Annotated in this window: 20 protein-coding genes and 1 pseudogene; 11 read left to right on the forward strand and 10 right to left on the reverse strand. The window is 68.8% G+C overall.

Features of this window, described 5'->3' with window-relative positions:
- Nucleotides 1-97 precede the first annotated feature (97 nt).
- The 3 genes from ABT300_RS19170 to exaC all read left to right on the forward strand — a co-directional run bounded on the left by ABT300_RS19170 (nt 98) and on the right by exaC (nt 4,813).
- Nucleotides 98-1,315 carry an ROK family protein gene (locus ABT300_RS19170; protein ID WP_351676961.1) on the forward strand — a complete coding sequence of 406 codons (1,218 nt, stop codon included), beginning with the start codon at nt 98-100 and terminating at the stop codon, nt 1,313-1,315.
- 434 nt (nt 1,316-1,749) lie between these two features.
- Complete coding sequence (locus tag ABT300_RS19175) at nt 1,750-3,018, forward strand: GAF domain-containing protein (RefSeq protein WP_351677004.1); 1,269 nt, start codon at nt 1,750-1,752, stop codon at nt 3,016-3,018.
- A gap of 271 nt (nt 3,019-3,289) precedes the next feature.
- Nucleotides 3,290-4,813 carry an acetaldehyde dehydrogenase ExaC gene (gene exaC, locus ABT300_RS19180; RefSeq protein ID WP_351676963.1) on the forward strand — a complete coding sequence of 508 codons (1,524 nt, stop codon included), beginning with the start codon at nt 3,290-3,292 and terminating at the stop codon, nt 4,811-4,813.
- A 314-nt stretch (nt 4,814-5,127) separates the two neighbouring features.
- Here the strand turns inward: exaC and ABT300_RS19185 are convergent, their stop codons facing one another.
- The gene (locus ABT300_RS19185; RefSeq protein WP_351676965.1) at nt 5,128-6,537 is read right to left on the reverse strand and encodes an IS4 family transposase; all 1,410 of its coding nucleotides are present in this window, start codon (nt 6,535-6,537) and stop codon (nt 5,128-5,130) included.
- A gap of 316 nt (nt 6,538-6,853) precedes the next feature.
- Here ABT300_RS19185 and ABT300_RS19190 point away from each other — a divergent pair, with 316 nt between their 5' ends.
- Entirely contained in the window at nt 6,854-8,230 is a 1,377-nt protein-coding gene (locus ABT300_RS19190) for an IS1380 family transposase (protein ID WP_351676968.1), read from the forward strand.
- A 269-nt stretch (nt 8,231-8,499) separates the two neighbouring features.
- Here ABT300_RS19190 and ABT300_RS19195 read toward each other — a convergent pair whose 3' ends face one another.
- From ABT300_RS19195 to ABT300_RS19210, 4 genes are all read right to left on the reverse strand, one after another.
- Nucleotides 8,500-9,321: an SPDY domain-containing protein gene (locus tag ABT300_RS19195; protein ID WP_351676970.1), complete on the reverse strand. Its 822-nt coding sequence runs from the start codon at nt 9,319-9,321 to the stop codon at nt 8,500-8,502.
- 16 nt (nt 9,322-9,337) lie between these two features.
- Entirely contained in the window at nt 9,338-9,628 is a 291-nt protein-coding gene (locus ABT300_RS19200) for a hypothetical protein (RefSeq protein WP_351676972.1), read from the reverse strand.
- Nucleotides 9,629-9,726: 98 nt separating this feature from the next.
- A complete protein-coding gene (locus ABT300_RS19205; RefSeq protein ID WP_351676974.1) occupies nt 9,727-10,083 on the reverse strand; it encodes an SPDY domain-containing protein in 357 nt (118 codons plus the stop codon).
- A gap of 307 nt (nt 10,084-10,390) precedes the next feature.
- Nucleotides 10,391-11,632, reverse strand: a complete 1,242-nt coding sequence (locus tag ABT300_RS19210; RefSeq protein ID WP_351676976.1) for a hypothetical protein — start codon at nt 11,630-11,632, stop codon at nt 10,391-10,393.
- Between the two features lie 770 nt (nt 11,633-12,402).
- Here ABT300_RS19210 and ABT300_RS19215 point away from each other — a divergent pair.
- A complete protein-coding gene (locus ABT300_RS19215; RefSeq protein ID WP_351676978.1) occupies nt 12,403-14,973 on the forward strand; it encodes a GIY-YIG nuclease family protein in 2,571 nt (856 codons plus the stop codon).
- Between the two features lie 60 nt (nt 14,974-15,033).
- Here ABT300_RS19215 and ABT300_RS19220 read toward each other — a convergent pair whose 3' ends face one another.
- The 3 genes and pseudogenes from ABT300_RS19220 to ABT300_RS19230 form a co-directional block, all read right to left on the reverse strand.
- Nucleotides 15,034-15,360 (reverse strand): integrase core domain-containing protein, encoded by a 327-nt coding sequence (locus ABT300_RS19220; protein WP_351676980.1) that lies wholly within the window; start codon nt 15,358-15,360, stop codon nt 15,034-15,036.
- Nucleotides 15,341-15,595 (reverse strand): annotated as a pseudogene (locus ABT300_RS19225) (IS30 family transposase); the annotation flags it as partial. The gene ABT300_RS19220 and the pseudogene ABT300_RS19225, both read right to left, overlap by 20 nt.
- A gap of 301 nt (nt 15,596-15,896) precedes the next feature.
- Nucleotides 15,897-16,877, reverse strand: coding sequence for a helix-turn-helix domain-containing protein (locus tag ABT300_RS19230; protein WP_351676983.1), 981 nt, complete (start codon nt 16,875-16,877; stop codon nt 15,897-15,899).
- A gap of 281 nt (nt 16,878-17,158) precedes the next feature.
- Here ABT300_RS19230 and ABT300_RS19235 point away from each other — a divergent pair, with 281 nt between their 5' ends.
- The 5 genes from ABT300_RS19235 (at nt 17,159) to ABT300_RS19255 (ending at nt 21,664) form a co-directional block, all read left to right on the forward strand.
- A complete protein-coding gene (locus ABT300_RS19235; RefSeq protein ID WP_351676986.1) occupies nt 17,159-17,983 on the forward strand; it encodes an alpha/beta fold hydrolase in 825 nt (274 codons plus the stop codon).
- 104 nt (nt 17,984-18,087) lie between these two features.
- A complete protein-coding gene (locus tag ABT300_RS19240; protein ID WP_351676989.1) occupies nt 18,088-18,915 on the forward strand; it encodes an alpha/beta fold hydrolase in 828 nt (275 codons plus the stop codon).
- 14 nt (nt 18,916-18,929) lie between these two features.
- Nucleotides 18,930-19,721 carry an alpha/beta hydrolase gene (locus ABT300_RS19245; RefSeq protein WP_351676991.1) on the forward strand — a complete coding sequence of 264 codons (792 nt, stop codon included), beginning with the start codon at nt 18,930-18,932 and terminating at the stop codon, nt 19,719-19,721.
- Between the two features lie 225 nt (nt 19,722-19,946).
- The gene (locus ABT300_RS19250) at nt 19,947-20,378 is read left to right on the forward strand and encodes a tautomerase family protein (RefSeq protein ID WP_351676994.1); all 432 of its coding nucleotides are present in this window, start codon (nt 19,947-19,949) and stop codon (nt 20,376-20,378) included.
- Nucleotides 20,379-20,443: 65 nt separating this feature from the next.
- Complete coding sequence (locus ABT300_RS19255; RefSeq protein ID WP_351676996.1) at nt 20,444-21,664, forward strand: metallophosphoesterase; 1,221 nt, start codon at nt 20,444-20,446, stop codon at nt 21,662-21,664.
- 151 nt (nt 21,665-21,815) lie between these two features.
- On the opposite strand, the gene ABT300_RS19260 is transcribed toward ABT300_RS19255, so the two are convergent.
- Together ABT300_RS19260 and ABT300_RS19265 are read right to left on the reverse strand one after the other, a co-directional pair.
- A complete protein-coding gene (locus ABT300_RS19260; RefSeq protein WP_502977960.1) occupies nt 21,816-23,204 on the reverse strand; it encodes an RICIN domain-containing protein in 1,389 nt (462 codons plus the stop codon).
- A 31-nt stretch (nt 23,205-23,235) separates the two neighbouring features.
- The gene (locus ABT300_RS19265) at nt 23,236-24,666 is read right to left on the reverse strand and encodes an endo-1,4-beta-xylanase (protein WP_351676999.1); all 1,431 of its coding nucleotides are present in this window, start codon (nt 24,664-24,666) and stop codon (nt 23,236-23,238) included.
- A gap of 773 nt (nt 24,667-25,439) precedes the next feature.
- Here ABT300_RS19265 and ABT300_RS19270 point away from each other — a divergent pair.
- Nucleotides 25,440-26,906: a non-reducing end alpha-L-arabinofuranosidase family hydrolase gene (locus ABT300_RS19270; RefSeq protein ID WP_351677001.1), complete on the forward strand. Its 1,467-nt coding sequence runs from the start codon at nt 25,440-25,442 to the stop codon at nt 26,904-26,906.
- Nucleotides 26,907-26,964 lie beyond the last annotated feature (58 nt).

Consider the following 26,964-nt stretch of genomic DNA (forward strand, 5'->3'; position numbering starts at 1 on the left):
GACCGATCGAAGAAGCCGCCCCGACCGGCGACCCGGCATCGGCCCATCGCCCTCCCGCCCCATCAGCCCATCCACGAATCGACGAATCGACGGAGGCATGACCGCACCGCTGCACGAGGCCCGGCCCGCCGGCCGGGGGCGCGCGACTCCTGACACCCAGCAGGGCATGCGCCGCCGCAACCTGGCCCGGGTGATGCACGCCGTCCGCGCCGAGGGCTCGCTCTCCCGCGCCGCGGTCGCCTCACGGATCGGTCTGACGCGGGCAGCGGTGTCGACCCTCGTCGACGAGCTCATACGCACCGGGCTGCTGGAGGAACTCGGCCCCGAACGCCCCGGCCGGGTGGGCCGGCCCGGCTCGGCCCTCGCGGTCAGCGGACGCGGGCCGGCGGGCATGGGCGCCGAGATCGGGGTCGACCATCTCGCGGTCTGCGCCGTCGACCTGCGCGGCGAGGTACGGGCGCGGGTCGTGCGACACGGCACGAACCGCGGCCGCTCCCCCGAGCCGGTCGTCGAGGAGCTGACCGAGCTCCTGCAGCACGTCGTGGCGGCCGCGGAACGCGAGGGATTGTGGCCGGCCGGGCTGTCCGTCGCCGTTCCGGGCCTCGTGGCACGGGACGCCCGTACGGTCGTGCGCGCGCCGAACCTCGACTGGCACGACGTCGATCTCGGCGCTCTGTTGCCCGGGGAGTACCCGTTGACCGTGGACAACGAGGCCAATTTCGGCGGCCTGGCCGAACTCTGGCTCGGCACGGACACCCCGAGGGACTTTCTGCACGTGTCGGCCGAGATCGGCATCGGCGCCGCGCTCGTCGTGGACGGCGCCCTGCTGCGCGGCACCCGCGGTTTCGCGGGCGAGCTCGGCCATGTGCCGGTGCATCCCGACGGGCCGGCGTGCGTGTGCGGCGGGCGCGGGTGTCTGGAGCAGTACGCCGGTGAGGAGGCGGTGCTGCGGGCAGCCGGGCTGGAACCGGGCGAGGATCGCGTCGGTCTCCTCGCCGGACGGGCCGCGGACGGCGACCCGAACGTACGGCGCGCGCTGCGGGACGCCGGAACATCGCTCGGAATCGCCCTGACCGGGGCGCTCAACCTGCTGGACCCCGAAAGCATCGTGCTGGGCGGCGCCCTCGCCGGCCTCGCGCCCTGGCTCCTCCCGTCGCTCGAGACGGAACTCTCCCGGCGCACCGCGGGCCCCGCCCGCCCTGTCTCCGTCTCGCGGCTGGGCCCCGAAGGACCGCTGCTCGGCGCCGCGCACTCGGTGGTGCGGGCGGTGCTCGACGACCCGGCGGCGGTCGCGGAGCGGGTCCGGTCGGACTGACGGCGAGCGCTTCCCAGCGGTCGCGAGGCCTGCGAGCGGTTGCGACGCTTCCGAGCGGCTCGGACCGCGGCCGACGCCCGCCGCTGGTCGTCCTCGCGAACCGATCGACACCGAGAGCCCGGAACACCCTGCGGGACGCCGAGATCGGCGAGCGGGTGGCCACGCGATGCCTGCGATTCACGCGTTCCATGCGGAACTGCCTGTGCGGAACTGCCCGTTCGGGTGAGGGAGTTGTCCACAGACACCGGGCCGTCCACGGATTCCGGGCGCGGGGCGCACGGCTGCGGGTCATGGGACACCATGAGGCGTCGGGCGCCGATCGCCCGATCCCGGGACCGGAGGAATCGGTTTCGGTGAGGATCGTCCGGACGGTTGTCGGCCCGCACACCCGGAGTGACGATGTCTCCATCCGTATCGCCCACCAGGAGGACGAGTTGACCGATCCCTGGGTGGCCCTCGAACCGGGGGCCGACCCCGCCGAGCGGGTGCGGGTTCTGCGCCGGGCCCACGAGACGTTCACCGAGGCGGGCACCGTGCCGCGGCCGGTGCGGGCCGTGGTGGCCGACTCGTGGCGGCGTTCGGCACGGGCCGGCGTCATCCCCGACGGCACGGCGGACGTGGAGCTGACCGACGGCGATCTCGGAACCTATCGGTCGGAGCATCCGCTGGCGCGGGTGATGCCCCTGTTCCGCGAGCTGATGGGCACGTTCGCCTCGGACGGCGAGCATCTCCTGGCGGTGTGCGACGCCCACGGCAGACTGTTGTGGGTCGAGGGCCACGCGGCGGCACGGCGACAGGCGGGGCGGATGAACTTCGTGCCCGGCGCGCGGTGGGCTGAGACCGCGGTCGGGACGAACGCCCCGGGCACGGCGGTCGCCCTGGACCGGCCGGTGCAGGTGTTCGCGGCCGAGCACTTCACGCGACGGGTGCAGCCGTGGACGTGCGCGGCCGCGCCGGTGCACGACCCCCGAACCGGTCGGGTGCTGGGCGCCGTGGACATCACGGGCGGCAACGGGCTCGCGCATCCGCACAGCCTCGGTTTCGTGCAGGCCGTCGCCCGGGCCGCCGAGGCCCACCTGGCCCTGCTCGCCCCGGCGCAGCCCGGCGCCGGCGCTCCGCGGCTGAGCGTGCTGGGCCGCGACGAGGCGCGACTGGTCACCGGCGACCGGGAGTTGCGGCTGAGCCGCCGGCACAGCGAGATCCTGCTGCTTCTGGCCCGGCATCCCGAAGGCCTGACCGGCGACGAGCTCATGTGCGCGCTGTACGAGGACGAGTCGGTGACCCCGGTGACCCTGCGGGCCGAACTCGCCCGGCTGCGTGGAATCCTCGGCCCCGGTCTGCTGGCATCGCGCCCGTACCGGCTCACGGCCGCCTGCGACTCGGACCTGACCGTCGTCGAGAGGCGACTGGCGACCGGCGCGGTGACGGCGGCGGTGACGGCGTATGCGGGACCGCCGCTGCCGGGCTCCCAGGCGCCGGCGGTCGTGCGGCTCAGACGCCGGCTCACCGAGGGACTGCGGGCCGCGCTGATCGCCTGCGGCGACCCCGATCTGCTGGCGGACTGGGCCCACGCGCCCTGGGGCGAGGACGACGTCGACGTGTGGCGGGCCCTTGCGGCGGCCCGTCCGACGGCGGCGACACGGACGCGCCTCGCCTCGATGGAGGCGGAGCTGACGACCCCGCCGGGGTGGCCGCACCGCTGAAGCGCCGCCGAGCACGAGACCAGGACGCCGGGACTCGAATCGCCGAGCACGGAGTGCCGAGCGCTGGTGCCGAGCGCTGGTGCCGAGTGCTGCGCGTCGGCGCCGCCGGTGTTGCCGGGGCGCCGGTGCCCTGCCCTGCGGGGCAGGGGAGCTGCTGCACCGCCCTGTCGCGGTCTCCGCCCCGCGCAACGTGGTTGCAACGTCCGTTTCCCTAGCCTCGCCCGAAGAGCTGTCCAACGGCGGGCAGCGCTGCTGAAGGAGGCAGAGCAGAATGACCCGTTACGCGGCGCCCGGCACCGAAGGCGCGATCGTCTCCTACCAGACGCGCTACGACCACTTCATCGGCGGCGAGTACGTCCCCCCGGCCCTCGGGCGCTACTTCGAGAACCCGTCGCCGGTCAACGGACAGACCTTCACGGAGGTGGCCCGCGGTACGGCGGAGGACGTGGAGCGGGCGCTGGACGCGGCGCACGCCGCCGCGCCGGGCTGGGGGCGCACCTCGGCGACCGAGCGCTCCGACATCCTGCTGAAGATCGCCGACCGGATGGAGGCCCATCTGGAGCCGCTCGCCGTCGCGGAGAGCTGGGAGAACGGCAAGCCGGTCCGGGAGACGCTGGCGGCGGACATCCCCCTGGCGATCGACCACTTCCGGTACTTCGCCGGTGCGATCCGCGCCCAGGAGGGCGCACTCAGCGAGGTCGACGACGACACCGTGGCGTACCACTTCCACGAGCCGCTCGGCGTCGTCGCGCAGATCATCCCGTGGAACTTCCCCATTCTGATGGCCACCTGGAAGCTCGCGCCCGCCCTCGCCGCGGGCAACGCGGTGGTCATCAAGCCCGCCGAGCAGACCCCGGTGTCGCTGCACTACTGGATGAGTCTCATCGCGGACCTGCTGCCGCCCGGCGTGGTCAACATCGTCAACGGGTTCGGACCGGAGGCGGGCAAACCGCTCGCGTCCAGTCCGCGGGTGGCGAAGGTCGCCTTCACCGGCGAGACGTCCACGGGTCGGCTGATCATGCAGTACGCGGCGGAGCACCTCAAGCCGGTCACCCTGGAACTGGGCGGCAAATCGCCGAACATCTTCTTCGACGACGTCTGGGAGAAGGACGACGACCTCCGGGACAAGGCGCTGGAGGGGTTCACCATGTTCGCGCTGAACCAGGGCGAGGTCTGCACCTGCCCCTCGCGCGGCCTCATCCAGCGCGGCAACTACGGCGACTTCCTCCAGGCGGCCGTCGCCCGCACCGAGCTCATCAAGCCCGGACACCCCCTCGACACGGAGACGATGATCGGCGCGCAGGCCTCCGGCGATCAGTTGGCGAAGATCCTCTCCTACATCGACATCGGCCGGAACGAGGGCGCCAGGATCCTCACCGGCGGTGAACGCACGGAGTACGACGGGGAGTTGAAGGGCGGTTACTACGTCCAGCCGACGATCTTCGAGGGCGACAACCGCATGCGGATCTTCCAGGAGGAGATCTTCGGTCCGATCGTCTCGGTGGCGTCGTTCGACGACTTCGACGACGCCATCAAGATCGCCAACGACACCTCGTACGGCCTCGGCGCGGGGGTGTGGACACGGGACATCAACACGGCGTACCGCGCCGGCCGGGCGATCCAGGCCGGGCGCGTGTGGACCAACTGCTACCACGCGTACCCGGCGCACGCCGCGTTCGGGGGCTACAAGCAGTCCGGCATCGGACGTGAGACGCACAAGATGATGCTGGAGCACTACCAGCAGACCAAGAATCTGCTGGTGTCATACTCGCCGAAGAAGCTCGGCTTCTTCTAGAGGCACTTGGAAAGGCACCTGACCTGGGTTTTCACCCGTCAGGCGCCCTTCGTGCGACCCGCTCTCGACCGGGCCCGACTTGCGTGCTAACTCCCAATTCCTCCCACGACTGCACCCCTCCTGACCAGTGCTTCCGGACCAGTCACGGACCAAGCCCCCGGTTCAGCCCTCGGGTACGTCACCTTGACTGACCTCGCGCTTTCATGACGTGGGCTGTCCGGCAGGCGGTCAGGAAAGCAGAAAGTGCCTCTGACCAGCAATGCCGGTGATTTAGGGTGTTTCCGCAGGTGAGAGCGGGTGTCTCGGGTTCCGCGTTACTTTGAGTGAGTAGCTGACGTGGCTGGGAGGGCGGGGCTCATCCCGGCGTTTGGCTTCGAAGGTGTTCCTCGGTGGCTTCTTGAGCCGTTGGCAGCGGCGGTCGCGGCGAGGCGGCAGGAGGTCGTTGAGGAGTTCCTGGACGACTTCGAGTCGGGCCGCGCGCAAGACGTGCGGGCTCGCTGCGGTCTGTCTGACGGTCGTGAGCCGTGCGAGCTGCACTGTTGTGGTGAAGGAGATCTGGTCGGGATCGACCTCGCCCTGCTCGGCTGCGTGGACTTTGAGCGCGGACAGCGCCTGGTAGACGGTGAGGAGCGCGTGGACCGCAGGATGAAGCCGGCGCCCCGCAGGCGGTTTTTGAGTTCGGCGAAGCCGTTCTCGATCTCCCGGCGCTGGTGGTAGAGCTGGGCCAACTGCCGTGCGGGCGCGTGCCGGTGGTCGAGCAGGCTGGTCGCCAGGCGGAACTTCTCCACCTGCACCGGCCCGTGCTGGGGCCGGACGGTGACGGTGTAGTCGATGATGCGCACGAGGTGTCCTTGGGGCAGCCCTGTCGGAGTGCGGCCGTGGAAGCGTGCGTCGCCCAGGCGCTGGCTTTCGGCGGGGGTGGGCATGACGGACACGTATGAGCCGTCGGGCAGCACCCACAGCGGCGGCAGGACGAGGTTCTTCTTGATCCGCCAGGCGAGGTGGCAGCCGGTCGCCTCGGCCAGGCCCCACAGTTCATGGCCGGCGAAGTTGCGGTCGGCCAGCAGCAGCATGCCGGGCCGCAGGGAGGCGAGCAGGCGGCGGGCGAGCTTGTGCTCGCTGAATCTGGCGATGGAGTCGAAGGCCGCGTCGATGATGGCGTGGGTGCCGCACTCGATCAGGGCCATCAGCCTGACCTGGGGGTTTCCGCTCTTGTTGGTGCCCTCGCGGCCGGTGAATCCGAACGTGGCGGCGTTCTCGGGGGTGTCCGGCACGTCCAGCGCGGTGCCGTCCCAGGCGACCAGCCGCAGGCCGAAGGCGAACGCTCCGGGTGTCGTGGGTGTCGCCTGGGCACCGCACCGGCGTTCGAAGAGCGCCTGGAACGGCTTGTCGCCCAGGCGCTGGCGGGCTCTGGTGAGGGCCGAACTGGTGGGCAGACGCTGGACGAGGCCGCACGGCAGGTGCCGCAGCTTGTCGGTCAGGGTCCGCAGTACCACCCGGTATCCCGGCGGCCCGGTGCTGTCCGAGCTGCTGAACAAGCACAGAGCCAGAACGAAGTAGACCACCGCGCGGGCCGGCAGAAGCCGTCGGCGGCGCTCGGTCCTCCCGGTCAACTCCAGCACCTCGTCGACCACTTCGGGGGTGATCTCCTCAGTGAGTACGCCGAGCCGGATCTGGTCCCCGAACTGCGGCTCCCTCCCCCTTCGCAGGCTTCGAGGAGACACCGGCCGAACCGCCCTGGTGACGGTTGAGGCAGCAGCGATGGCAGACTGAGCGCCCAACGGGGCTCCCTCACAGACAGTCGGATCTTGGTCGATCTTCTGTCCTACCGGGAGCCCCGTTGCCCTGTCTTGAGATCATCTGGCGCATCATCAGAACGTGGCGGATCGCCCTATGCATCCCGGGGCCCAACTCGCGCAAAACGACCATCCGCGAGCGCTCTACCTGCACTGATGCACTAAATCACCGGCATTGCTCTGACCAGCCAGAATGAGGATTGTCGAGGTCCTTGTTCCTGCCACCGCCGGAGGCACTTCCCAGGTGAAGCACTCTATCGGGTCCTACCTCTGTGTCCGTGTCCAGGACGACGGCCGTCAGGTCGTCTCCCAGGCCGGGTCGGTCCGGCTTGTCGAAACGGTCCGCAAGACCGGTCTCGACCAGGCCATATCCCAGGCATTGGCTCCATGGCGGAAGCCGCGAGCCGTCCACGATCCCGGCAAGGCTCTCCTGGACGTCGCCCTGGCGGTCGCGCTCGGCGGGGACTGCCTCGCAGACGTCGCGATGCTGCGGTGTGAGCCGGCCGTCTTCGGCCCGGTCGCCTCTGACCCGACCATCTCCCGCCTGATCGATATCCTCGCCGCCTCCGGCGAGAAAGCTTTGCAGGCCATCCGGTCCGCACGGTCCGAAGTCCGGCAGCGTGCCTGGTCGTTGGCCGGCGAGAGAGCCCCGGACGCCGACGGCCAGGTCACGGTCGATCTCGACGGCGTCCTGGTGATCGCCCACTCCGACAAGGAGGACGCGGCCGCGACCTGGAAGAAGACCTACGGCCATCACCCCCTGACGGCCTTCGTCGACCACGGAACGGGCGGAACCGGTGAGCCCGTCGCCGCCCTCCTCCGACCGGGAAACGCGGGCTCGAACACGGCAGCCGACCACATCACCACCGCCCAACTCGCCCTGGCCCAACTGCCGAAGCACTACCGGCGAGGACGGCAGACCCTGATCCGCACCGACTCCGCAGGCGGCACCCACGACTTCGTGTCCTGGCTCGCCAGGCGAGGACGATGGCTGTCCTACTCGGTCGGCATGGTGATCACCGAAGCGATCCACGAACACGTGCTGAAGGTCCCCGCCTCGGCCTGGACGCCGGCCGTCGAGACCGACGGTGAGGCCCGTGACGGGGCCTGGGTCGCCGAGTTCACCGGCAAGGTCCTTAACGGCTGGCCCAAGGGCATGCGACTGATCGTCCGGAAGGAACGGCCCCATCCAGGCGCCCAGTTGAGGATCACGGACGCGGACGGCATGCGGATCACATGCTTCGCGACCAACACCCCTGACCGGCCGATCGCCGAACTCGAGCTGCGTCACCGGCTGCGAGCCCGGGCCGAGGACCGGATCAGGGCCGCCCGATCCACCGGCCTGCGCAACCTGCCCCTCCACCGGGCAGCCCAGAACAAGGTCTGGCTCGAGATCGTCCAGATCGCCCTCGACCTGCTGGCCTGGATGCCCATGCTCGCCCTCACCGGCAAGGCCCGACTCTGGGAACCCCGCCGCCTGCGATTCCGCCTGTTCTCCGCAGCCGCCCAGCTCGTCACCACCGGCCGGCGCAGGATTCTCCGCCTCGCCCAGCACTGGCCCTGGACGGGCGAGATCACCGCCGCCCTCGAACGGATCGCGCTCCTACCCAACCCCGGCTGACCAGCAACCTCCCACCGTCCCGACGACAACAGCACCCGCCCCGGGCAGTGGAACCCGGCGCCCACCGACGCGACAGCCGGACCATCGACCTGCCCACCATCAGCTCCTGAAAGCGAAAAGGCCCACCGACTCCGTCGGCGGACCCTCGCGAAAGATCGAGGCTAGCGCGTTGTGCGCACGTAACTACCGGCCCGAGAAACAAGAAGCCCGGCCCTCCATTTCGGAAAAGGCCGGTCTGTGTGTTTGGGGGAAATGGCAACGGCGGGGCGTTAGATGGCCGGCGCGCGCAGGAGACGCTCCCGGGTGGCCTCGGGCAGCACCCGCCGCAGGACCGGTGCCGTCGAGCTGAGGGAGGCTGCGAAGGCGGCCACAAGGTCGTGCGGGACGCTGGCGGAGAAGGAGGCCGCCCACAGGCACGGTGCGCCGAGCGCGGGCTCGGCCCACGCTTGCCACCCGGCCAGCCTCGCCTCGTCGTCCTCGGTGATCAGGGCGCGCGGGTCTCCGTCCTGGATTAGAGGCGGCACCTCGCCGAGGCTGAGGTGCGAGGTGAACGTCGGGTCTGTCGCTGCCGCCTGGGGCTGGTCGATGTCGCGGAGCCATCCGTGTGCGGCGACGGCGTCCAGGACCAGCTCGGGTCCGGCAAGCGGCAGGGCGGGCTCGTCGCGAGCGTCGAGCGCGACGAGGAAGTCGGCTACGGCCTCACCGGGGACGTCGGGGGTGAAGTAGGCCGACCACTGGGCGAGCGGGCTGCTCGTGTCCGCGCGGGCGGAGATCTGCCAGGCGATCGGCAGGTCCCCCAGGTGGAACGGTTCGTCCGCCAGGCTCCACTGGGCCCAGCGCAGGGCGTTGGGGCTGATGCGCAGGACGGTGCTGCGCAGGACCTGGCGGTCCTCGGGTGCCTCGTCCGGCTCGTGCCGTCCGCGGACGATCGTCAGGCTCGTCCAGCCCAGGCCGGCGAGCGTGTCGGCGACAGCGTCGTAGAGGCGCCCATCGTCACCGGCCAGATGCCGGGGGCCGACCCAGAACGCGGGCTGGCCGCTACGTGGAGTGGACGGGTCGGGCGGACATTCGGGGTACAGGGGCGCCTCCAAGGGGCTCGGTGTGGGTCTAGTTGCCGCCGGCACGGCGGCGGGGGCGGCGCGGGGATGCCTGGACGTCGCCCTGCCAGGTCAGGGCGACGGCGACCTCGGGCGGCAGATGGCCGAGTTGTGAGCCCTCGTCCCGGCCTTCGGCGAGGTAGACGACGGTCTGGCCGGTCTCGTCCACGGACTGCACGACCTGCGCCAAGCGGTGTGCCATCGGAAAGAACGGATTCATGGCCTGGCGGACCGGAGCACTGCGGTCGCAACCGGACAGCAGGTCGATGAGATCGCCGACGGTCATCTCCGTGGACGTCATGAACGGCCTCCTTGGGTGAGGAAAACGGTGAGCGATGGAATCAGCCGGCGTCAGCCGACCACCCTCCCGGCGAGGACTACGCGTGGGCGCCTGAGCTGTCATACGCGACATGAGGTTTCCAGCACGCCCGCCACGGCGGCAGCGACGATGTCGGCCGGCGTCTCGGTGTCGCACAACAGCTGGTAGCCGGGTACCTTGGCTGTTCCGGTGACGGCGATCTTCCATCCCTCGCCGTCGGTGCCGGGACGACCGAGCGGGAACCAGCCGAGGTAGAACCGGCCGTCCTTGGAGCTGACGTGCACGTCCGCACGGTCGTCCACGATGAGGTTGAAGTCCTCGGCGCAGAACTGGTTGTCCATAACGAGCGTGGGCTGGCCAGGGCCCAGCTGCCACTCGCGCAGCCGCAGGGCTTCGACGGTGGTGGAGAAACCGGGGCCGACGGAAGCCACGGTCACAGACAATCACCCCTCTGACCTGGGGTTTCTTGCAAGGTCGTCTACGTTGACATGCTCCCGCGCAGGTTGGCCAGTCTTTCCGTGATCTTTCCTGTCTGCCCCCGGCGAACTGTCGTCCTTGGACAGTTGTAGGTTCTCAGATCCCGTGTCATTTTCTCAGTCGCGATGTCATGCGACTGGCCGAACTGACACGGGATTGAGAATCGCTGGCCACTGCCGTCATTCGTTCGGGTGGCCTTGCCTCAGGTCCGGCGTGGGCGCCTCACGCGGATGCGAACGTAGCGCTCGCGGAGGAGGCTGCCCACGTTCACTCGTTTGGGGACTCCGTTGCCAGCGGGATACCGCACCGCAGGCAGCCGTTCGCATGGTCGTCCTGGCAGATGTAGCCGATGGCACCTTCCACGCACCATTCGGCGGCCTCCTCGGACAGCAGGTCGGGCCCGGCATGGAGCAGCCGACGAAATTCCGTGGTGTCCGCAATGTCGGCCGGGCGGTTGGTGAACCACTCGTCGAACCAAGGCTTGTCCCGGCGTATGCGCCAGTGCGCATTCTCCCGGTCGTTGGCAGCCGCAAGGAACCGATCGACGATGCGCCCCCAACTTGGTGCTCCGAACCAGCCGTTGTCGGACGCACAGAAGGATTCGATCAGGGTTCGCAGGCCGAACTCCTTCTCGCGAATGCAGTACCTTCGCCCCCATGAGATCGCGGTCTGTGCCATCTCCGCGAGTTCTTCTCGCGGATCAACCTCGTGCGCCGGGTCGTCAGGATTGTGGCAGGCCAGCCCGAGCTCGAGAACAGACTGCCCGGTCGGTAGAACCCGGGACGGGTTGACGATCGCGAGACCGAGACCGATCCAGTCGACATGGTCGAACGACAGCATCGAGCGCACGAGTCGGGTGGTTGCCGTGTTGATCCGCATCATTGTGCCGTCGTGGAGCGGACTCTTCCCGGCATGCCAGTTCTCGACGGGTGTGTTGCGCCACACCGCGAGCGTGATGCGGGTGGCAGCGAGCCACAGCAGGGCGTCGTCGTCGAGGTGCCCGAACCGCTTGGCGCACTCCTGGGCGCCGTAGGTGATCAACTCTTCCGGTTTCGGCCACCTGTGGCTGTCGGGCCCTTCAGGCGCGTACTCGTAGTCGTCGGCGTACTCGTCGAGGATCGCGCTCAACTCGGCAGCGCTGTAGGCCTCGCTGTACTCGGAGCTGTCCGGCCCCTCGACGGTGTACATGTCGTGGTCCCAGGAGACGTACACGTCGCGCCAGAGCACTACGTCATCGCACTCGCCGGCGTTGTCCGTCACAACCGGCCTGATGGTGATCGGGGCAGTACGCCCGTCGGTTCGCTCGCCGTCCTTCTCGGCGGCCCATGCGGTGATGACCCCGAGCGGCTTCGGAAGGAGAGGGCCGACCTCGGTGATGCTGAACGGCTCGTCGTCGTCATCGGTGTCGAACCGGCTGTTGACGAACGCGACCGCCTCGGAGGGCGTGCTGACGATGGACTGGCTACCACTCTCGTTGTCAACCACTCGCCGCAACGGGCTGTTCTTCACGATGCTCTCCGATCGCGGTGAGTGCACCCGGGGCGGGTGCGATGCGCCGGGTCGCTCGGCACTGACTCCAATTATGGGCTGATCAACCCGTCCGTAGTCCCGCAGACGCTTGTCGGCGACGACGCTCGGGGCGTTCGTGTGCAACCTGCTTTTCGCGACCGCAGCGACACAGCCAAAATCACGCAAAGTGCAACGGAGTGTCCGCGCAACCTGCGCTGCACGTCACCAGGAGCTGATGGTTGCCGATGCAGGTTCGTGACGCCCCGGGCCGCGTTGCAGCCTGCTGGACAGCCTGGGGAAATGACACCGATCTGAGACAGCCGCCTGCCGACACATCGTGAGACTCAAGGAAAACATCCGGGTCACAGGGTCGGCGCCTGACACTGAAGTTGAGAACCTAGACCAGTGAAGCCAGTCGCCCTGGCATCTGATCCAGGCGCTTGACAGCGAACCGAGTCGTGGGGGCTTCCCACACCGCCACGGGCCCGAGGAAGTCAGCGGGAACGTCGCGATGCGGGTCTCTTGTCAGCGGCACCTCCTACACTCCGCAGATGTGACAGGCCAGGATGATGAGCTGCCTGGCCGTGGCCCTCCAGGCCCTCAGGGCTGATGGGCATGGCGTCTGCCAGGCGCCTGCATGTCCCACAGGTCGCCGACAGCACGCGCCGGCAGAGCTTTCACGAGGACGGTCTCCAGTGCGGATGTCGGAGAGGGTTCCATTACCGTCCTTGTCTAACAGGGGGATTAGAGCTGTGCCTTCCGCTACTGGCTTGACCGACCTGCGCGAGCAGTGGATCCAGAAGATCTGCGCGGGGATTGCCACCTCTGTCGGTCGCCACCACCCGTTGCTGGATCCGGCGCGGATCGTCGGTAACCCGAGTGATCTGGATCTATTGCGTGCCCTCCTGATTCTGCGGATCGCCGTCTTGGACGCGCGTGGCCGGTCCACCGCGCACATCACGGGACTGCTGGCAAAGCACCCGGTCTTCGCCGATCCCAAGCCTGACACGGATCAACTCACCAGCCTGGTCGAGCATGTCCGCCGGCACGTGGAGCGCGACGGCCTTGTCGGTTCCGTCCTGCTGTTCGGCCTCGGACTGCGCGCTGCGGATCCAGAGAGCACGTATGCCCTCCTCCTGGACCACTGGTCACGTCGGTCGTCCCGCGCGGCGACCGCCGCCCAGGTGGCCAGGGAACTGGCCCGGCACTGGGGCGTGGAGGTTCGCACCGGAGAGGCTCTGGTGCCTCTCTCAGTCATATCTCTTGATGCGTACTCCGACACCATCTGGTCCAGGCTGGAAGCGGAACGCGACGCTCATGTGCGGCATGCCGCCTCAGTTGCCTTGATCAGGAAGGGCAACGACGCTCATCGCCTGTGGCTGGCGCAGTTTCCCGCCGACGAGGCCAGGCACCTATGGAAGTTGGGCGCAGATGTGGCCTACTGCACCGCGGCCAAGGAGCACCTTCGAGAGGTAAGCCGACAGCTCCGGAAGAATCACGCTCTGCGGCCAGTGATCGCCCGAGCCTTGAAACTGGTCAACGAGCAGCTAGAGATGCTCGGCGAGGCGATCGGCTGCCTGAGCGACACAGAGCGCGACATGCTGCGGGCGCGCACCCATCAGGAGCGCTTCCAGGACGCCTGCATTCAGACCTTCCTGAACCACTCCCTCGACTTCCGGCAGTCGTACCCCGGCAGTTCCTGTGTTCCCGATGCTGAAGCGGTACACGGCACCTTCGGCCCTCTGCCCTGGTGGAACATCATCGTCCGAACCGCAGCAGAGGCGGAGGCTGCCCTCGCCGCAGTCGCAGAGGGGGTATTGCCCCTCGGTTTCGAGCGGGATCCCGAACATCGGAACCGCCTTCTACTCATCTGCCGTAAGCCCAGGACGGAGTCCCCGGGCATGCACGCCCACTTCGTCTTCGACCTGGACAACCCAGGTCACGCCTGCGAGCTGCTCCTCATCGCGAAGCGTGCCGGCGTCCCTATCGACCTCTACGGCCAAGCACACAACGAGTACGACGAAATCGAGTCCACCCACCTAGGCACTGTGTACGCACACATCGGCCCGGAGCTCGCCAGTCTGATCACGGAAGCCGCCACCAATGCACTGGCCCGATCCCTGCCAGACTTCCGTGACCGCGACTACGACGAACATGAGGGGATCGAACCGCTCGAAGAAGCGTTGCGCTGTCTGTCCCGCGCTGAGGTGGAGCACTTCTCCTCGGGACGCCGCATCGCCGTCTCATCCCATCACAACCTCGAAGGTGGGATCGAAGTACTGTCGTCCGGCCCGCCAGTCACGCTCTCCGGATTCTCCAGGGGCACCAAGAGGCATCAGAAATCCGGCAGCTCACGGAAGACGGGCATCGGGACTCCTCTGCCTCCTCCTCGGACCACTGGGTTCGTGTACGTCCAGCGGAACCCTGCCTTCCCGGACATGCTCAAGATCGGCTACACAGACCTGCTCGCGGAGGACCGAGCTAAGGACCTGTCGGGCACATCGGTCCCCTTCCCCTTCGACGTGCTCTTCAGGGCCCACACGTCCCGGCCCAAGGACGTCGAACAGGCTGTCCACCGCCTCCTCACCGCCCAACGCGTTAACGCAAGCAAGGAGTTTTTCCGCGTCTCCCTGGACACGGCCATCGAGGCGATCCGCCGGTGCCAGAGGGAGGTAACCGGTATCAACAGCTGGGAGCCGATCCCTGCGCTTCATCGCCTGCCCGCGAATGACCGAGTCGTCCTCCCCCTGAGGGCAGGGCAGTTGTTCGCGCTCACCGCGTACCCCCATCTGCTCAGCTCGTCCGCTGAGGTTCTCGACATCTGGACGGCCCACGCGGACGGCGACCTCCTGGAGATCCACTCCACGCATGACCCCGGGCACGTGGCCGGAATCAGCGACAACGATCCCGGCGCTTACGAGGACCCCGTTCCCTTCCTCGACAGAGACGGAACCGTGCGGAACGGCATGCTCTATGGCAGGGAGCGCCTGGTAGCTGGCGACCGGCTGATCTGGTTCTCGGACGAGGAGGGGCCGACCGACGCCCGCGGCGTCGTCTTTGAAGCGAACGCCTCCTGCCAGGTCACCTACCGGACATCAGCCCCCCGACGGGGCCCGCTGGGTATACCTCTCCTGCTGAACGATCCTGACCGGGACCTTCCTGATGCTATGGGGGCACTCGTCAAGGATGTCCTCGCACTGCGCCCACCGCGCACCTGGGCTCCCCGGAACCCTCAAGAAGAGGACGGCTGGGCAGTAGCAGCCACGGATCCCCAGCCACCCGAGCACTGGCTCCCTCAACTCGAACGACGGCGAAAGGACGTGCGCCGGGACCGACCCTGAGTACCGTGCGGTATGGGGGGATGAGCTGCCCCGAGTTTCGTAGAGTCCGGTGATCTTGTTTCAGGCGGACTGCGGGGTGGCTTCCTGTTGTCGCCACCAATCGCGTTCGTACTCGGCGGGCGGTACGTAGTCGAGGGCGGAGTGGAGCCGTTCCTCGTTGTACCACGTGACCCACTGGAAGATCGCCCGCTCGACCTGGTCGAAGTCCCGCCACGGCCCTTGCATCTCGATCAGCTCGGCCTTGAAGGTGCCGTTCAGCGCCTCTGCCATCGCGTTGTCATAGCTGTCCGCGACGGAGCCGACCGACGCCGCGGCGCCGATCTCGGCGAGCCGGTCGGTATACCGAATGGATACGTATTGGGTGAGTTCAATCAGTCGTTGCAACACCGGGCTGTTGGAGCGAGCGTAGCTGCTCCTCGAAGACTTCGGCGGGGGTCTTCCAGCCGAGGATTTTGCGGGGCCGGTTGTTGACCGCCAGCGCGACGGCTTCGAGGTCCTCGGCGGACCATCGCGACAGATCGGTTCCCTTGGGGAAGTACTGGCGCAGCAGCCCGTTGGTGTTCTCGTTCGTCGGCCGCTGCTAGGGAGAGTGCGGGTCGGCGAAGAACACCTTCGTCGAACTGATGGAAGCCCACGCCCTCATCCAACGCCGGGTTGCCGCAGCGCGGTGTGCGGTTCGCGCAGCACGAAGGCGGTGAACTCCTTCTAGACGCGTACGCAAAGGTGCCTGACCTGGGATTTCTCCGGTCAGGCGCCCTTCGCTCAACACGCTCTCGGCCGCGCCCGGCTTGCACTCGTTCATGGACTGCTCGATGAGGCGGTTCGCGCCTGCTCTCGTAGGCCGTCGAGGACTCCGATCGACCAGTGGAGCATGGTGGATCACCTGATCTCGCAGGCGACAGATCCGGGCTTCGCCGTGATCGTCAATGGTGGTCCGGGGGCGAGAAGGCCGCCGCGTCGTAGTGGAGACGGCGCCACTGGCGGGGCGTGACGCCGTAGGTCTGGTGGAAGCGGCGGGAGAAGTGGGCCGGGTTGGCAAAGCCCCAGGATCGGGCGATGGCCTCGATCGTGCGGTGGGTGTTCTCGGGCGTGGTCAGGTCGCGGCGGGCGCCTTCCAGGCGTCGGCGAACGATCCATTTCTCCAGGCTCAGGCCGCCTTGCTCACACAGCCGGTAAAGGGTTCGTACGGAGATGTTGTGGGCCGCGGCAATGCTGTGAGGGGTGAGTCTGGGGTCGGTCAGATGGGCGCGGACGTAGGCGAGGACCCGGGTGAGGAGGGTGTCTTCGGCGACCGACCGCCGGGTGCGTTCGTCGGCGGCCACGGAGAGTATGAGGGCGCGGGTGAGTTCCAGGGTGGCGGAGCCGAGCGCCTCGGCGCCCGGGTCGGCGCTGAGCTGGTCGGCGCGGCGGTGCAGGCTGCGTAAGTGATCCAGTAACAACGGCGCGACATTGCTCTGCTTCAGGAGCGGTATCGCGGTCCTGACCAGGTGTTCTGGCAGACCGAGACGTTCGGTGTCCACCATGAACGCCACGGACAGACCGGCCCCGGACCACGCGTACTCGTAGCCGGCGGTCTTGTGTGCCAGAGCCAGGGCGTCGGGCCCCACGCGCTGCTGATGGCCATTCCAGGTGAATGCGCCCGTCCCCTGGCTCTGGGTGATGATCGAGACGGTGTTCATCGAGTCGAACCGGGCGTGCCGCGGGGTGCGCCAGATGCGCATGCCCGTGCCGCCCGTGGCGAACAGGGTCAGCGGGCCGAAGTTCCAGACCTCCAGTTTCTTCCGGATGCCGGCCTCGGGTTGTTCCTGCTCGACCGAGCAGCTGCCGCTCTCTCCGACAGCCACGGCGTGAAATGCCTCGATCCGGTCGGCGGCAGGTAGGTCCTGCGTGTCCAAAACGAGCACGTTCCCCCCAGGGCGGCGACAACGGGCCGTCCGTCGTCGCACCGCTCTCCGGATTCTTCAACACCGTTGGCTTCAGGGACAGTTGAGTTCGCTTACTCCCTGGCCGCCTTCGCGTGATCCTTCATCCCGCGTCCCAGCAGTCATCCGGTGGGACGGCGCCTTGACGCCCAGGGAACAGTTCTTGGCGCGCACGGTAAAGAACCTCGCCGACGGCACTGACACGATCCCGTGACGTGACTCGGGCTTCGCAATCGACACCGGCAGCTGACGGGAGCGCTCCCATGGGCAACTTCATCACGACGCACGACGGCACGGAGATCTTCTACAAGGACTGGGGCAGCGGCCGACCGGTGGTGTTCAGCCACGGCTGGCCGTTGAACGCCGACGCCTGGGACGACCAACTGCACCTGGTCGCCTCGCACGGCTACCGTGCCATCGCGCACGACCGGCGCGGGCACGGCCGCTCCGGCCAGCCGTGGAACGGCAACGAGATGGACACCTACGCCGACGACCTCGCCCAGCTGATCGAAGCCCTCGACCTGCACGACGTCGTACTGGTCGGGCACTCGACGGGCGGCGGTGAGGTGACCCGCTACATCGGCCGACACGGTACGTCCCGGATCGCCAAGGCCGTCCTGCTGGGCGCAGTGCCGCCCCTCATGCTCAAGACCGACACCAATCCGCAGGGCCTGCCGATCGAGGCGTTCGACGCCATCCGTTCAGGTGTGTCGGCCGACCGGTCGCAGTTCTACGCCGAGCTGAGCCTGCCCTTCTACGGCTTCAACCGGCCCGGCGCGAAGGTCTCGCAGGGTGTGTCGGACGCGTTCTGGCTGCAGAGCATGCAGGTCGGGCTCAAGGGCGCGCTGGACTGCATCCGCGCGTTCTCCGAGACCGACTTCACCGAGGACCTGGGGCGCTTCGACGTCCCGACCTTCATCGCCCACGGCGACGACGACCAGATCGTACCGATCACGGCCGCCGCTCTGGAGTCGGCCAAGCTCGTCAAGGACGCGACGCTGAAGGTCTATCCGGGTGCTCCGCACGGTCTCGTGGGCGCGTTCAAGAAGGAGTTCAACGCTGATCTGCTCGCGTTCCTCGCCTCCTGATCCCCACCAGTCCTCGTCGTCGCCGGCGCCCGGGCATGGGTCCCGGCAGCGCCGCCCGCCAGCACCTCCGCACGGTCCAACCCTCCTGTCCGAAAGGGTTCGTCATGCGTGTTCCCGCAGTACGCCGTCTGTTGACGGCGCTGGCCGCCGCCGTTCTCGTCGCCACCGGCGCAGTCTCCGCCCAGGCGACCTCACCCAAAGCCGTGCAGTCCGAGAAGGGGCCCAAGCCGACCGTTGTGCTCGTACACGGGGCGTTCGCCGACGCCTCCGGCTTCAACGACGCCATCGCTCTGTTGCAGAAGGCCGGCTTCCCGGTCATCGCGCCCGCCAACCCGCTGCGGGACACGGTGGGCGACGCGGCCTACGTCTCCAGCGTGGTGGACACCGTCCCCGGCCCGGTCATCCTGGCGGCCCACTCCTACGGCGGCGTCGTCATCACCAACGCCGCCCGCGGCCACGCCAACGTCAAGGCCCTGGTGTACATGGGGGCCTTCGCACCCGACGAGGGCGAGAGCGCGCTGCAACTGGCGGGCCAGTTCCCCGGCAGTGAACTGGGCGCCGCCCTGATACCCCGCAGCTACCCGGTGCCCGGCGGCGAACCGGGCACCGACGGCTACATCGACGCCGCGAAGTTCCGGGCCGTGTTCGCCGCCGATCTGCCCGCCTCCCAGACCCGGCTGATGGCGGCCACCCAGCGCCCCGGCAGCGTCCAGGGCCTCAGCAGCGCCAGCGGCGCGCCCGCCTGGAAGACCATCCCGTCGTGGTACCTGATCCCGACCCAGGACAAGGTCATCCCGCCCGCCGCCCAGCGGTTCATGGCCGAACGCGCAGGCAGCAAGGTGACCGAGATCCGGTCCTCGCACGTGGTCATGATCTCCCATCCGGAAGCCGCCGCCAAGATCATCAATGCCGCCTACGTCGCGACCCGTTGAAGGAGCGAGCGCTCATGAAACCGGACACCATCGTCCTCGTCCACGGCTTCTGGGTGACGCCCCGCAGCTGGGAACACTGGATCACCCGCTACCGGTCCCAGGGCTTTCGGGTACTGGCCCCGGCCTACCCCGGTTTCGAGGTGGAGGTGGAGGCGCTCAGGGCCGACCCCACCCCGATCGAGGAACTCACCGTCGCCTCGATCATCGCGTCGCTGGAGAAGCTGATCGACGGCCTCGGCACACAGCCGATCATCATGGGCCACTCCGCCGGCGGGGTGTTCACCCAGATCCTGCTGGACCACGGATACGGCAGCGCCGGAGTGGCCATCAACTCCGCGCCCACCGAAGGGGTCGCGACCGTTCCGCTGTCGCAGCTGAAAGCGACGTTCCCGGTGCTGAAGAACCCCGCCAACCGGCACAAGTCCGTCGGATTCACCTACGACCAGTGGCGCTACGCCTTCACCAACACCTTCCCCGAGGACGAGTCCCGCGCCCTGTACGAGCGCTATCACATCCCCGCCTCCGGCCATGTGTTCTGGGGCAGCGCGCTGGCCAACATCCACCCCGGCCACGCCGACTCGTATGTGAACTACCGCAACGACGACCGGGCTCCGCTGCTGTTCGTCTCGGGCGAGAACGACCACCTGATGCCTCCGAAGATCCAGCGGTCCAACGCCAGGCACTACAAGTCGGACACCGTCACCGACATCGTCGAGTACCCGGGACGATGCCATCTGATGCCCGCCCAGAAGGGTTGGGAGGAGATCGCCGACCACGCCCTCGCCTGGGCCCTCGACCACACCTGACCAACCGATCGCGGCACCCGGCGCGGTGGGCGAGCGCTGTGGCAGCCGTGACAGCGGGTAATCGGCCCTGCCGGTCGGGCGGTTCACGGGCGCCGGAATGAGTCGGCCGGCTCTGCGGACCGCGCCGACCGGGTCAGAATGACCGTGGCAGGCCCTGCCTCACGTGCCTCACGTGCCTCATGTGCTCGCCACGATGACGCGTACGGCGGACAAGGAGATCTCCTCATGTCGATGATCCGGCTCACAGTGCCGTCGGGCTCCCTCACCCCGGAGGGCCGCAAGACGGTTCAGCGCGACCTGGCCGATGCGCTGCTGCGCTGCGAGGGGGCGCCCGACGCGGCGTTCTTCAGGGCGCAGTTGTGGAGCTACCTCGTCGAACTCCCCGAGGGGGCGCAGACCACCGCCGAGGACGACGCCGCGCGCTTCCTGATCGACGTCACGGTCCCGCAGGCCGTGCTCTCCGAGGAGGGCAGGGAACGCCTCGTGGCCGAGGCCACCGGGATCGTGTTGTCCGCCGCCGGACTCGTCGAGTCCGACGCGCCACGGGTCTGGGTGCTCGTGCACGAGCAGCCCGACGGAACGTGGGGCGCGGGAGGCTCGATCGTCCGCCACGCCGATCTCGTGGCCCTCGCTCGGAAGCAGCGCGCCGGGGAGTGACGCCGCGGGCCCGAGGACGACCGGATACCCTGCGCGAGACAGCAGCCCGGTCAAGTGGGGGAAGCGTGACGGACACCAGCGACATCCGACCCGCCGACGGCGACGCGCAGGCTGCCCGGCGAAGCCGGCTGCACCGCCTGATGCGCCTCCTCCCCCTGATCGCCCCCGTCCTGCTGTGGGCCGTGCCCTGCTGGGTCCTCCTCCACGCCGGCCAGCACTGGCCGCTTACCGTCACGCTGGCCGGCACCGCGCTGTTCGTCCTCGGCCTCGTCGGCATGCCGCTCGCGATGGTGCGCGGCCACGGCCGGCGCCAGCAGGACCGGGCGGCGATCCTCGGGGACACCCTGCTGGGAGCGAGCTGGGTCCTGTTCACCTGGTCCGTTCTGCTCGGCGTCTTCCTGCGGCTCGCCCTGACCGTGGCCGGCGTCGGCGAGAGCCAGGACCGGGCCCGGATCGTCACGTGGGCCGTCCTCGGCGTGGCCTCGGCCCTGCTCGCCTGGGGGTACGCGGAGGCCCGCCGCGTGCCGCGGGTGCGCCGGATCGACGTACGACTTCCGCGGCTGGGCGCCGGGTTGGACGGCCTCCGCGTCGTCCTTGTCACCGACACGCACTACGGCCCGCTCGATCGCGCCCACTGGTCGGCGCGGGTATGCGAGACGGTGAACTCCCTGGAGGCCGACCTGGTCTGTCATACCGGCGACATCGCGGACGGCACGGCCGAGCGCCGCCGCGCCCAGGCCCTGCCCCTCGGTACCGTGCGGGCCACCCGGGCGCGCGTCTACGTCACCGGCAACCACGAGTACTACAGCGAGGCCCAGGGCTGGGTCGACCTGATGGGCGAGCTGGGCTGGGAGCCGCTGCGCAACCGCCATCTGCTGCTCGAGCGCGGCGGCGACACCCTCGTGGTCGCCGGCGTGGACGACGTCACCGCCGAGTCCTCCGGCCTGGCAGGCCATCGCGCCCACCTTGCCGGAGCCCTGCACGGAACGGACCCCGAACTGCCCGTCCTGCTCCTGGCGCACCAGCCCGCGTTCGTCGACCGAGCGGCGGCGGCCGGTGTCGACCTCCAGCTCTCCGGCCACACCCACGGCGGCCAGATCTGGCCCTTCCACCACCTGGTCCGCCTCGACCAGCCCGCCCTCGCCGGTCTCAGCCGCCACGGCGCCCGCACCCTCCTCTACACCAGCCGCGGCACCGGCTTCTGGGGCCCGCCGTTCCGTGTCTTCGCCCCCAGCGAGATCACCCTGCTCGTGCTCCGTTCCCCTCATCTGCCCGCCTCGCCGTAGCTTCGGCGGGCCGTCGATCCGGCCCCTGTCCGGCCCCTGTCCGGCCCCTGTTCATATCCGGATTCCGGATCCGGACAGGGGCCGAGCCGAGGCAGACGTCGCCGGAGTGGGGCCGAGGTGCACCCCGACCCCACTCCATGACGCGGACATGTCACTGGAACTGGGTGAAGAACCTCCAGATCTCCGCCTTGGTCCAGGTGGTGACACCGCTTTCGCCGGATGAGCCGTCGACCGGACCCGGCAGGTGGCCTCCGTCGAACGCGGCCCACTGGACCGGGTAGCCGGCACGGCAGCCCGAGTAGGCGGTGGTGATGTGCGTCCGGCTGCCCGGAGCGGGCTCGCGCGGGCTCTGGGCGGTGCAGCCGTTGTTGCGGACGAACCTGTCGCGCAGGGACCGTCCTTGCGCGATGTTGAGGACGGAGTCGCTCACGCCGTGGATTCCGAAGTAGGCGATGGGCTGGGTCCCGCCGCCGCACCCGCTGATCTCGGCGCCGGAGAAGACCGCGACGGCCCTGAAGACGTTCGCCCGGCTGCAGGCGAGGGAGTAGCTCATGCCGCCGCCCCAGCTGAATCCCGTGGCGAAACGCTGTGCCGGGTTGACGCAGAGGCCGCCCTCGATGCGCCGGATCATGTCGTCGACGAAGGTGACGTCCTCGTTGCCCGTGTTGGCCCAGCCGTTGCCGAGGCCCTGCGGGGCGACGAGGATGGCGGAGTTGTTCGACTGCTCCTGCTGGCCGTAGTAGGACCAGGCGCTCCCGCTCGTGCCGCCCGAGGCGACGTCGCCTGCGGTTCCGCCCCGCCAGTGGAACGCGAAGATCAGTCGGTAGCGGCGGCTGTTGTCGTAGTTGGCGGGAACCCTGAGGATGAAGCTGCGGGCCTTGCCGCCGCTCTGGATGGTGTACGTGCCGCTCGTCAGGGTCGGGGCGCTGCCGCACGCGCCGCTGCCACCGCCACCGCCGCCGCCGTCGGACGACAGCTTGATCATCTGCCACTGCTGGTTGGCGCCGCCCCAGTCGGCGTACTGGACGACGCTGCCCCCGTCGGCGGTGGAGGCGCCCTGGACCTCCACCGCCTTGCTGCCGGCGCGGCTGATCAGCCGTATGTGGCCCGCGTCGGAGTCGGCCAGGCGGAACTGCTGGTTGGTCCCGTTGTGGTCGGTCCACTGCTGGATCGCGGCGCCGTCGGCGCTGGAGGCCCCGGCCACGTCGAGAACCTTGCCCGAGTGCCGGGCCTTGAGGCGGTAGAAGCCGCCGCCGGAGTCCACGAACTGCCACTGCTGGTCGGCTGCGTCGTTGCGCGTCCACTGGCTGACCCGCGCGCCGTCGGCGGTGGGCGCGCCGGTGACGTCCAGCGCCTTGCCGCTGTTGCGGTTGACCAGGACGTACCAGGCGTTGGTGTCCACCGTCGCCGCCTCGGCGGGCGTCGGATTCACCGTGGTGAGCATGCCGATCGCGAGGGCCGCGGCGACCCCGCCGGCGACCCGGGACCACCAGCGTCGCCTGTGTGGAGGGGCGGAAGTGTCCGCGCCGTCGGTCTTCATCGATTCACCCTTTCGGCCGTGACGGATCCCATCAGGTGCGGGTCCAGCGTTGGTTGCCGCTGTTCGAGCAGGAGGAGAGCTGGATCAGGGCGCCGTTGGCGGTGCCGCCCGCGACGGTGTCGAGGCAGAGGCCGGACTGGACGCCGACGATGGTTCCGTCGGAGTTGAGACGCCACTTCTGGTTGTCGCCGCCCCAGCAGCTGTAGATCTGCACCTTGACGCCGCTGCCGGCGCCGGCGGCGTCGAGGCACTTGTCGCCGTAGCCCCTGAGCTCACCGGCGGCGGTGTACGCCCACTGCTGGTTGGCGCCGCCGTGGCAGTCCCAGAGGGCGATCTGGGTGCCGTCGGCGGTGCTGCTGCCGGGCACGTCCAGGCAGCGGCCCGAGCCGACGCCCTTGATCGTTCCGGATTGCGAAGGGGGCGTGGAGGTACCGCCGTTGAGCGCGTCCAGGACGGCGGTGTAGGCGGGCTTCTTGCTGCCGTTGCCGTTGAACAGCAGCGGGGTGTCCTGCGATCGCCAGGAGTCGCTGTCGCGCACACCCCACACGGTGATGCCGAGGCAGCGCGAGACGGCCAGGCAGTCCTTGGTCACGTTGGCGTAGGTCGTGCTCGATGCGCCCTGGATGTCGAGTTCGGTGATGGCCACGTCGACGCCGAGGGCGGCGAAGTTCTGCAGGGTGGTGCGGAAGTTGCTGTTGTACGGGCTGCCGCTGTTGAAGTGCGACTGGAAGCCGACGCAGTCGATCGGCACGCCGCGCTGCTTGAAGTCGCGGACCATGGAGTACATGGCCTGGGTCTTGGCCCAGGTCCAGTTCTCGACGTTGTAGTCGTTGTAGCAGAGCTTGGCGGCCGGGTCGGCGGCGCGCGCGGTGCGGAAGGCGACCTCGATCCAGTCGTTGCCGGTGCGCTGCAGGTTGGAGTCGCGCCGGGCTCCCGAACTGCCGTCGGCGAAGGCCTCGTTCACGACGTCCCACTGAGCCATCTTGCCCTTGTAGTGGGCCAGCACGCCGTTGATGTGGCCGATCATCGCCTGGCGCAGCGCGCTGCCGCTGAGGCTCTGCATCCAGCCGGGCTGCTGGGAGTGCCAGGCCAGGGTGTGACCGCGCACCTTCTTGCCGTTCTGCACCGCCCAGTTGTAGACGCGGTCACCGGCGGCGAAGTTGAACTGGCCCCGCTGCGGCTCGGTGGCGTCGATCTTCATCTCGTTCTCGGCCGTCACCGAGTTGAACTCACGGCCCGCGATCGACGTGTACGCCGAGTCGCCCAGCCGGCCCGAGGCGATGGCGGTGCCGAAGTAGCGGCCGCTCTGGGCCGCGGCGGCGCCGAGCGTTGTCTCGGCGGCGTGTGCGGTCGGCGGCACGGCCAGTGCGGCGACCATTGCGAGGACGCCGGCGACCAGCGCCGGCAACAGACCGCGGATCTTCCGGCGGACAGCGGGTCTGGGAAGGGCGTACGGGCCCATGACGGTGCCTCCAAGGTAGGAATCGCAAAAGGACTGAGACGCAGGGGGACGCGTCGTCCGCTCCCCCTCGGCCGACGAAGGGCCGAAGCCCGGGCAGCACGGAGTCACCGGACACCGCGGTCGTGGGACCGGGACGATGTCGACCGTCGACCGGGGCGATGTCGACGGGGACGATCTCGACCGGCACGTACGGCGCCCGGCCGGTCGTCGGCGGACGGACGGTAGCGGCACGTGACGGGTGGCGCGGATCTGGTGCGCGGATCTGGTGCGCGGTTCTGGTGCGCGGATCTGGCGTGCGGCCATGCAGGGATCTGGGATCTGCCGTGCAGCACAGACTTGGTTCGACATCTCGAACAGTGACCGGCTCCTCAGGCTCGGATGATTGAGGTATTGACGATGACTCGTCAATACCTCCCGCAGAAAGTTTCCGTTTCTCGTCCGAAACTTCCGGAATCCCGGCAGACGGCCGGGCCGCCTCGCGGGCGACGGCAGGCCTCGGGCGGAGCGACAGCCTCCCGAGCCCGGAGCGACGGCCCCTCGAGCCGGGAGCAACAGCCTCCCGGAACCAGAGAGGAGACCTCCCGGGCCCGGAGGGAGGCGCTGTTTGTGGACAGGTCGGCCATAGACCTTGACCAATGAGCCGAGGATTCCTAACTTGTGGCGTCGAAGCTTCCGGGAATTCTTCGAAATGTTTCGGAACCCCCTCACCCGGCACGCCCGCTCCGTGGTTCATCGGGGGCACCTCACCCCCGCCCCCCGAAGGAGGCCTTCCTGTGCGGTTCCCCCACCCGTCCCCGGCCCACCTGAGACGGTTGCTCGCCGTCCTCGCACCCCTGCTGCTCGTGGTCACCTTCCTCGGCGCCCAGCCCGCCGGCGCGGCGACCGTGGATCCCAACGCCTCGTACGTGCTGGTCAACCGCAACAGCGGCAAGGCCCTGGACGTCTACAACATGGCGACCGGCGACGGCGCCCGCATCACCCAGTGGACCAGGAACGATCAGAACCAGCAGCAGTGGCGGTTCGTCGAGTCCGGGGGCGGCTACTACCGCATCGTGTCCCGCCACTCGGGCAAGGTCCTGGACGTCCAGAACCGGTCCACCGCGAACGGCGGCGCGATCGTCCAGTGGGCCGACCAGAACGCCGCCAACCAGCAGTGGCGGCTGGCCGACAGCCCGGACGGCTACGTGCGGTTGATCGCCCGCCACAGCGACAAGGCCCTCGAAGTGCAGGGCGCCTCCACCGCCGACAACGCGAACGTCGTCCAGTACGACGACTGGGGCGGCGCCAACCAGCAGTGGCAGCTCGTGAAGGTCGGCGCCGAGAACCCCGGCTCGTGCGATCTTCCGTCGGGATACCGCTGGTCGTCCACGGGCGCCCTGGCGCAGCCCAGGTCGGGCTGGGTCTCGCTCAAGGACTTCACCGTCGTCCCCTACAACGGCAAGCAGCTCGTCTACGCGACCACGCACGACACGGGGACGAAATGGGGCTCGATGAACTTCGGCCTGTTCACCAACTGGTCGGAGATGGGCTCGGCCGGCCAGAACGCGATGTCGAACTCCACGGTCGCACCCACGCTCTTCTACTTCGCGCCGAAGAACATCTGGGTGCTCACCTACCAGTGGGGCGGGACCGCCTTCTCCTACCGGACGTCGAGCGACCCCACCAATCCGAATGGCTGGTCCGCCCAGCAGGTGCTCTTCTCCGGAAGCATCCCCGGTTCCGGAACGGGCCCCATCGACCAGACGCTCATCGGCGACGGGACGAACATGTACCTGTTCTTCGCCGGTGACAACGGCAAGATCTACCGGGCCAGCATGCCGATCGGGAACTTCCCGGGCAGCTTCGGCTCGAACTCGACAGTGATCATGAGCGACACGACGAACAACCTGTTCGAAGCCCCGCAGGTCTACAAGCTGCAGGGCCAGAACCGCTACCTCATGATCGTCGAGGCGATCGGCTCGCAGGGCCGTTACTTCCGCTCGTTCACGGCCACCAGCCTGAACGGCTCATGGACGCCCCAGGCCGCGACCGAGGGCGGCCCCTTCGCCGGCAAGGCCAACAGCGGCGCCACGTGGACCAACGACATCAGCCATGGCGAACTGATCCGCACCGGCCCCGATCAGACCATGACCGTCGACCCCTGCCACCTCCAGTTGCTCTACCAGGGCCGCAACCCCAACTCCGGTGGCGACTACGGCCTTTTGCCCTATCGTCCGGGGCTGCTGACACTGCAGCGCTGACGGTGTGACGCGAGTCCGGCTCCGACGGGGAGCCGGCGTGGCGGGCTCGGCGGAAGGC

The sequence above is a fragment of the Streptomyces sp. NPDC001027 genome, from assembly GCF_040299045.1.
GTDB lineage: Bacteria > Actinomycetota > Actinomycetes > Streptomycetales > Streptomycetaceae > Streptomyces.

Bases quoted from the DNA above. Each gene is read 5' to 3' on its own strand.
- ABT300_RS19170 (WP_351676961.1), top strand. From the start codon at position 98: ATGACCGCACCGCTGCACGAGGCCCGGCCCGCCGGCCGGGGGCGCGCG.
- exaC (WP_351676963.1), top strand. From the start codon at position 3,290: ATGACCCGTTACGCGGCGCCCGGCACCGAAGGCGCGATCGTCTCCTAC.
- ABT300_RS19200 (WP_351676972.1), bottom strand. From the start codon at position 9,628: ATGACGTCCACGGAGATGACCGTCGGCGATCTCATCGACCTGCTGTCC.
- ABT300_RS19235 (WP_351676986.1), top strand. From the start codon at position 17,159: ATGGGCAACTTCATCACGACGCACGACGGCACGGAGATCTTCTACAAG.
- ABT300_RS19240 (WP_351676989.1), top strand. From the start codon at position 18,088: ATGCGTGTTCCCGCAGTACGCCGTCTGTTGACGGCGCTGGCCGCCGCC.
- ABT300_RS19245 (WP_351676991.1), top strand. From the start codon at position 18,930: ATGAAACCGGACACCATCGTCCTCGTCCACGGCTTCTGGGTGACGCCC.
- ABT300_RS19250 (WP_351676994.1), top strand. From the start codon at position 19,947: ATGTCGATGATCCGGCTCACAGTGCCGTCGGGCTCCCTCACCCCGGAG.
- ABT300_RS19260 (WP_502977960.1), bottom strand. From the start codon at position 23,204: ATGAAGACCGACGGCGCGGACACTTCCGCCCCTCCACACAGGCGACGC.
- ABT300_RS19265 (WP_351676999.1), bottom strand. From the start codon at position 24,666: ATGGGCCCGTACGCCCTTCCCAGACCCGCTGTCCGCCGGAAGATCCGC.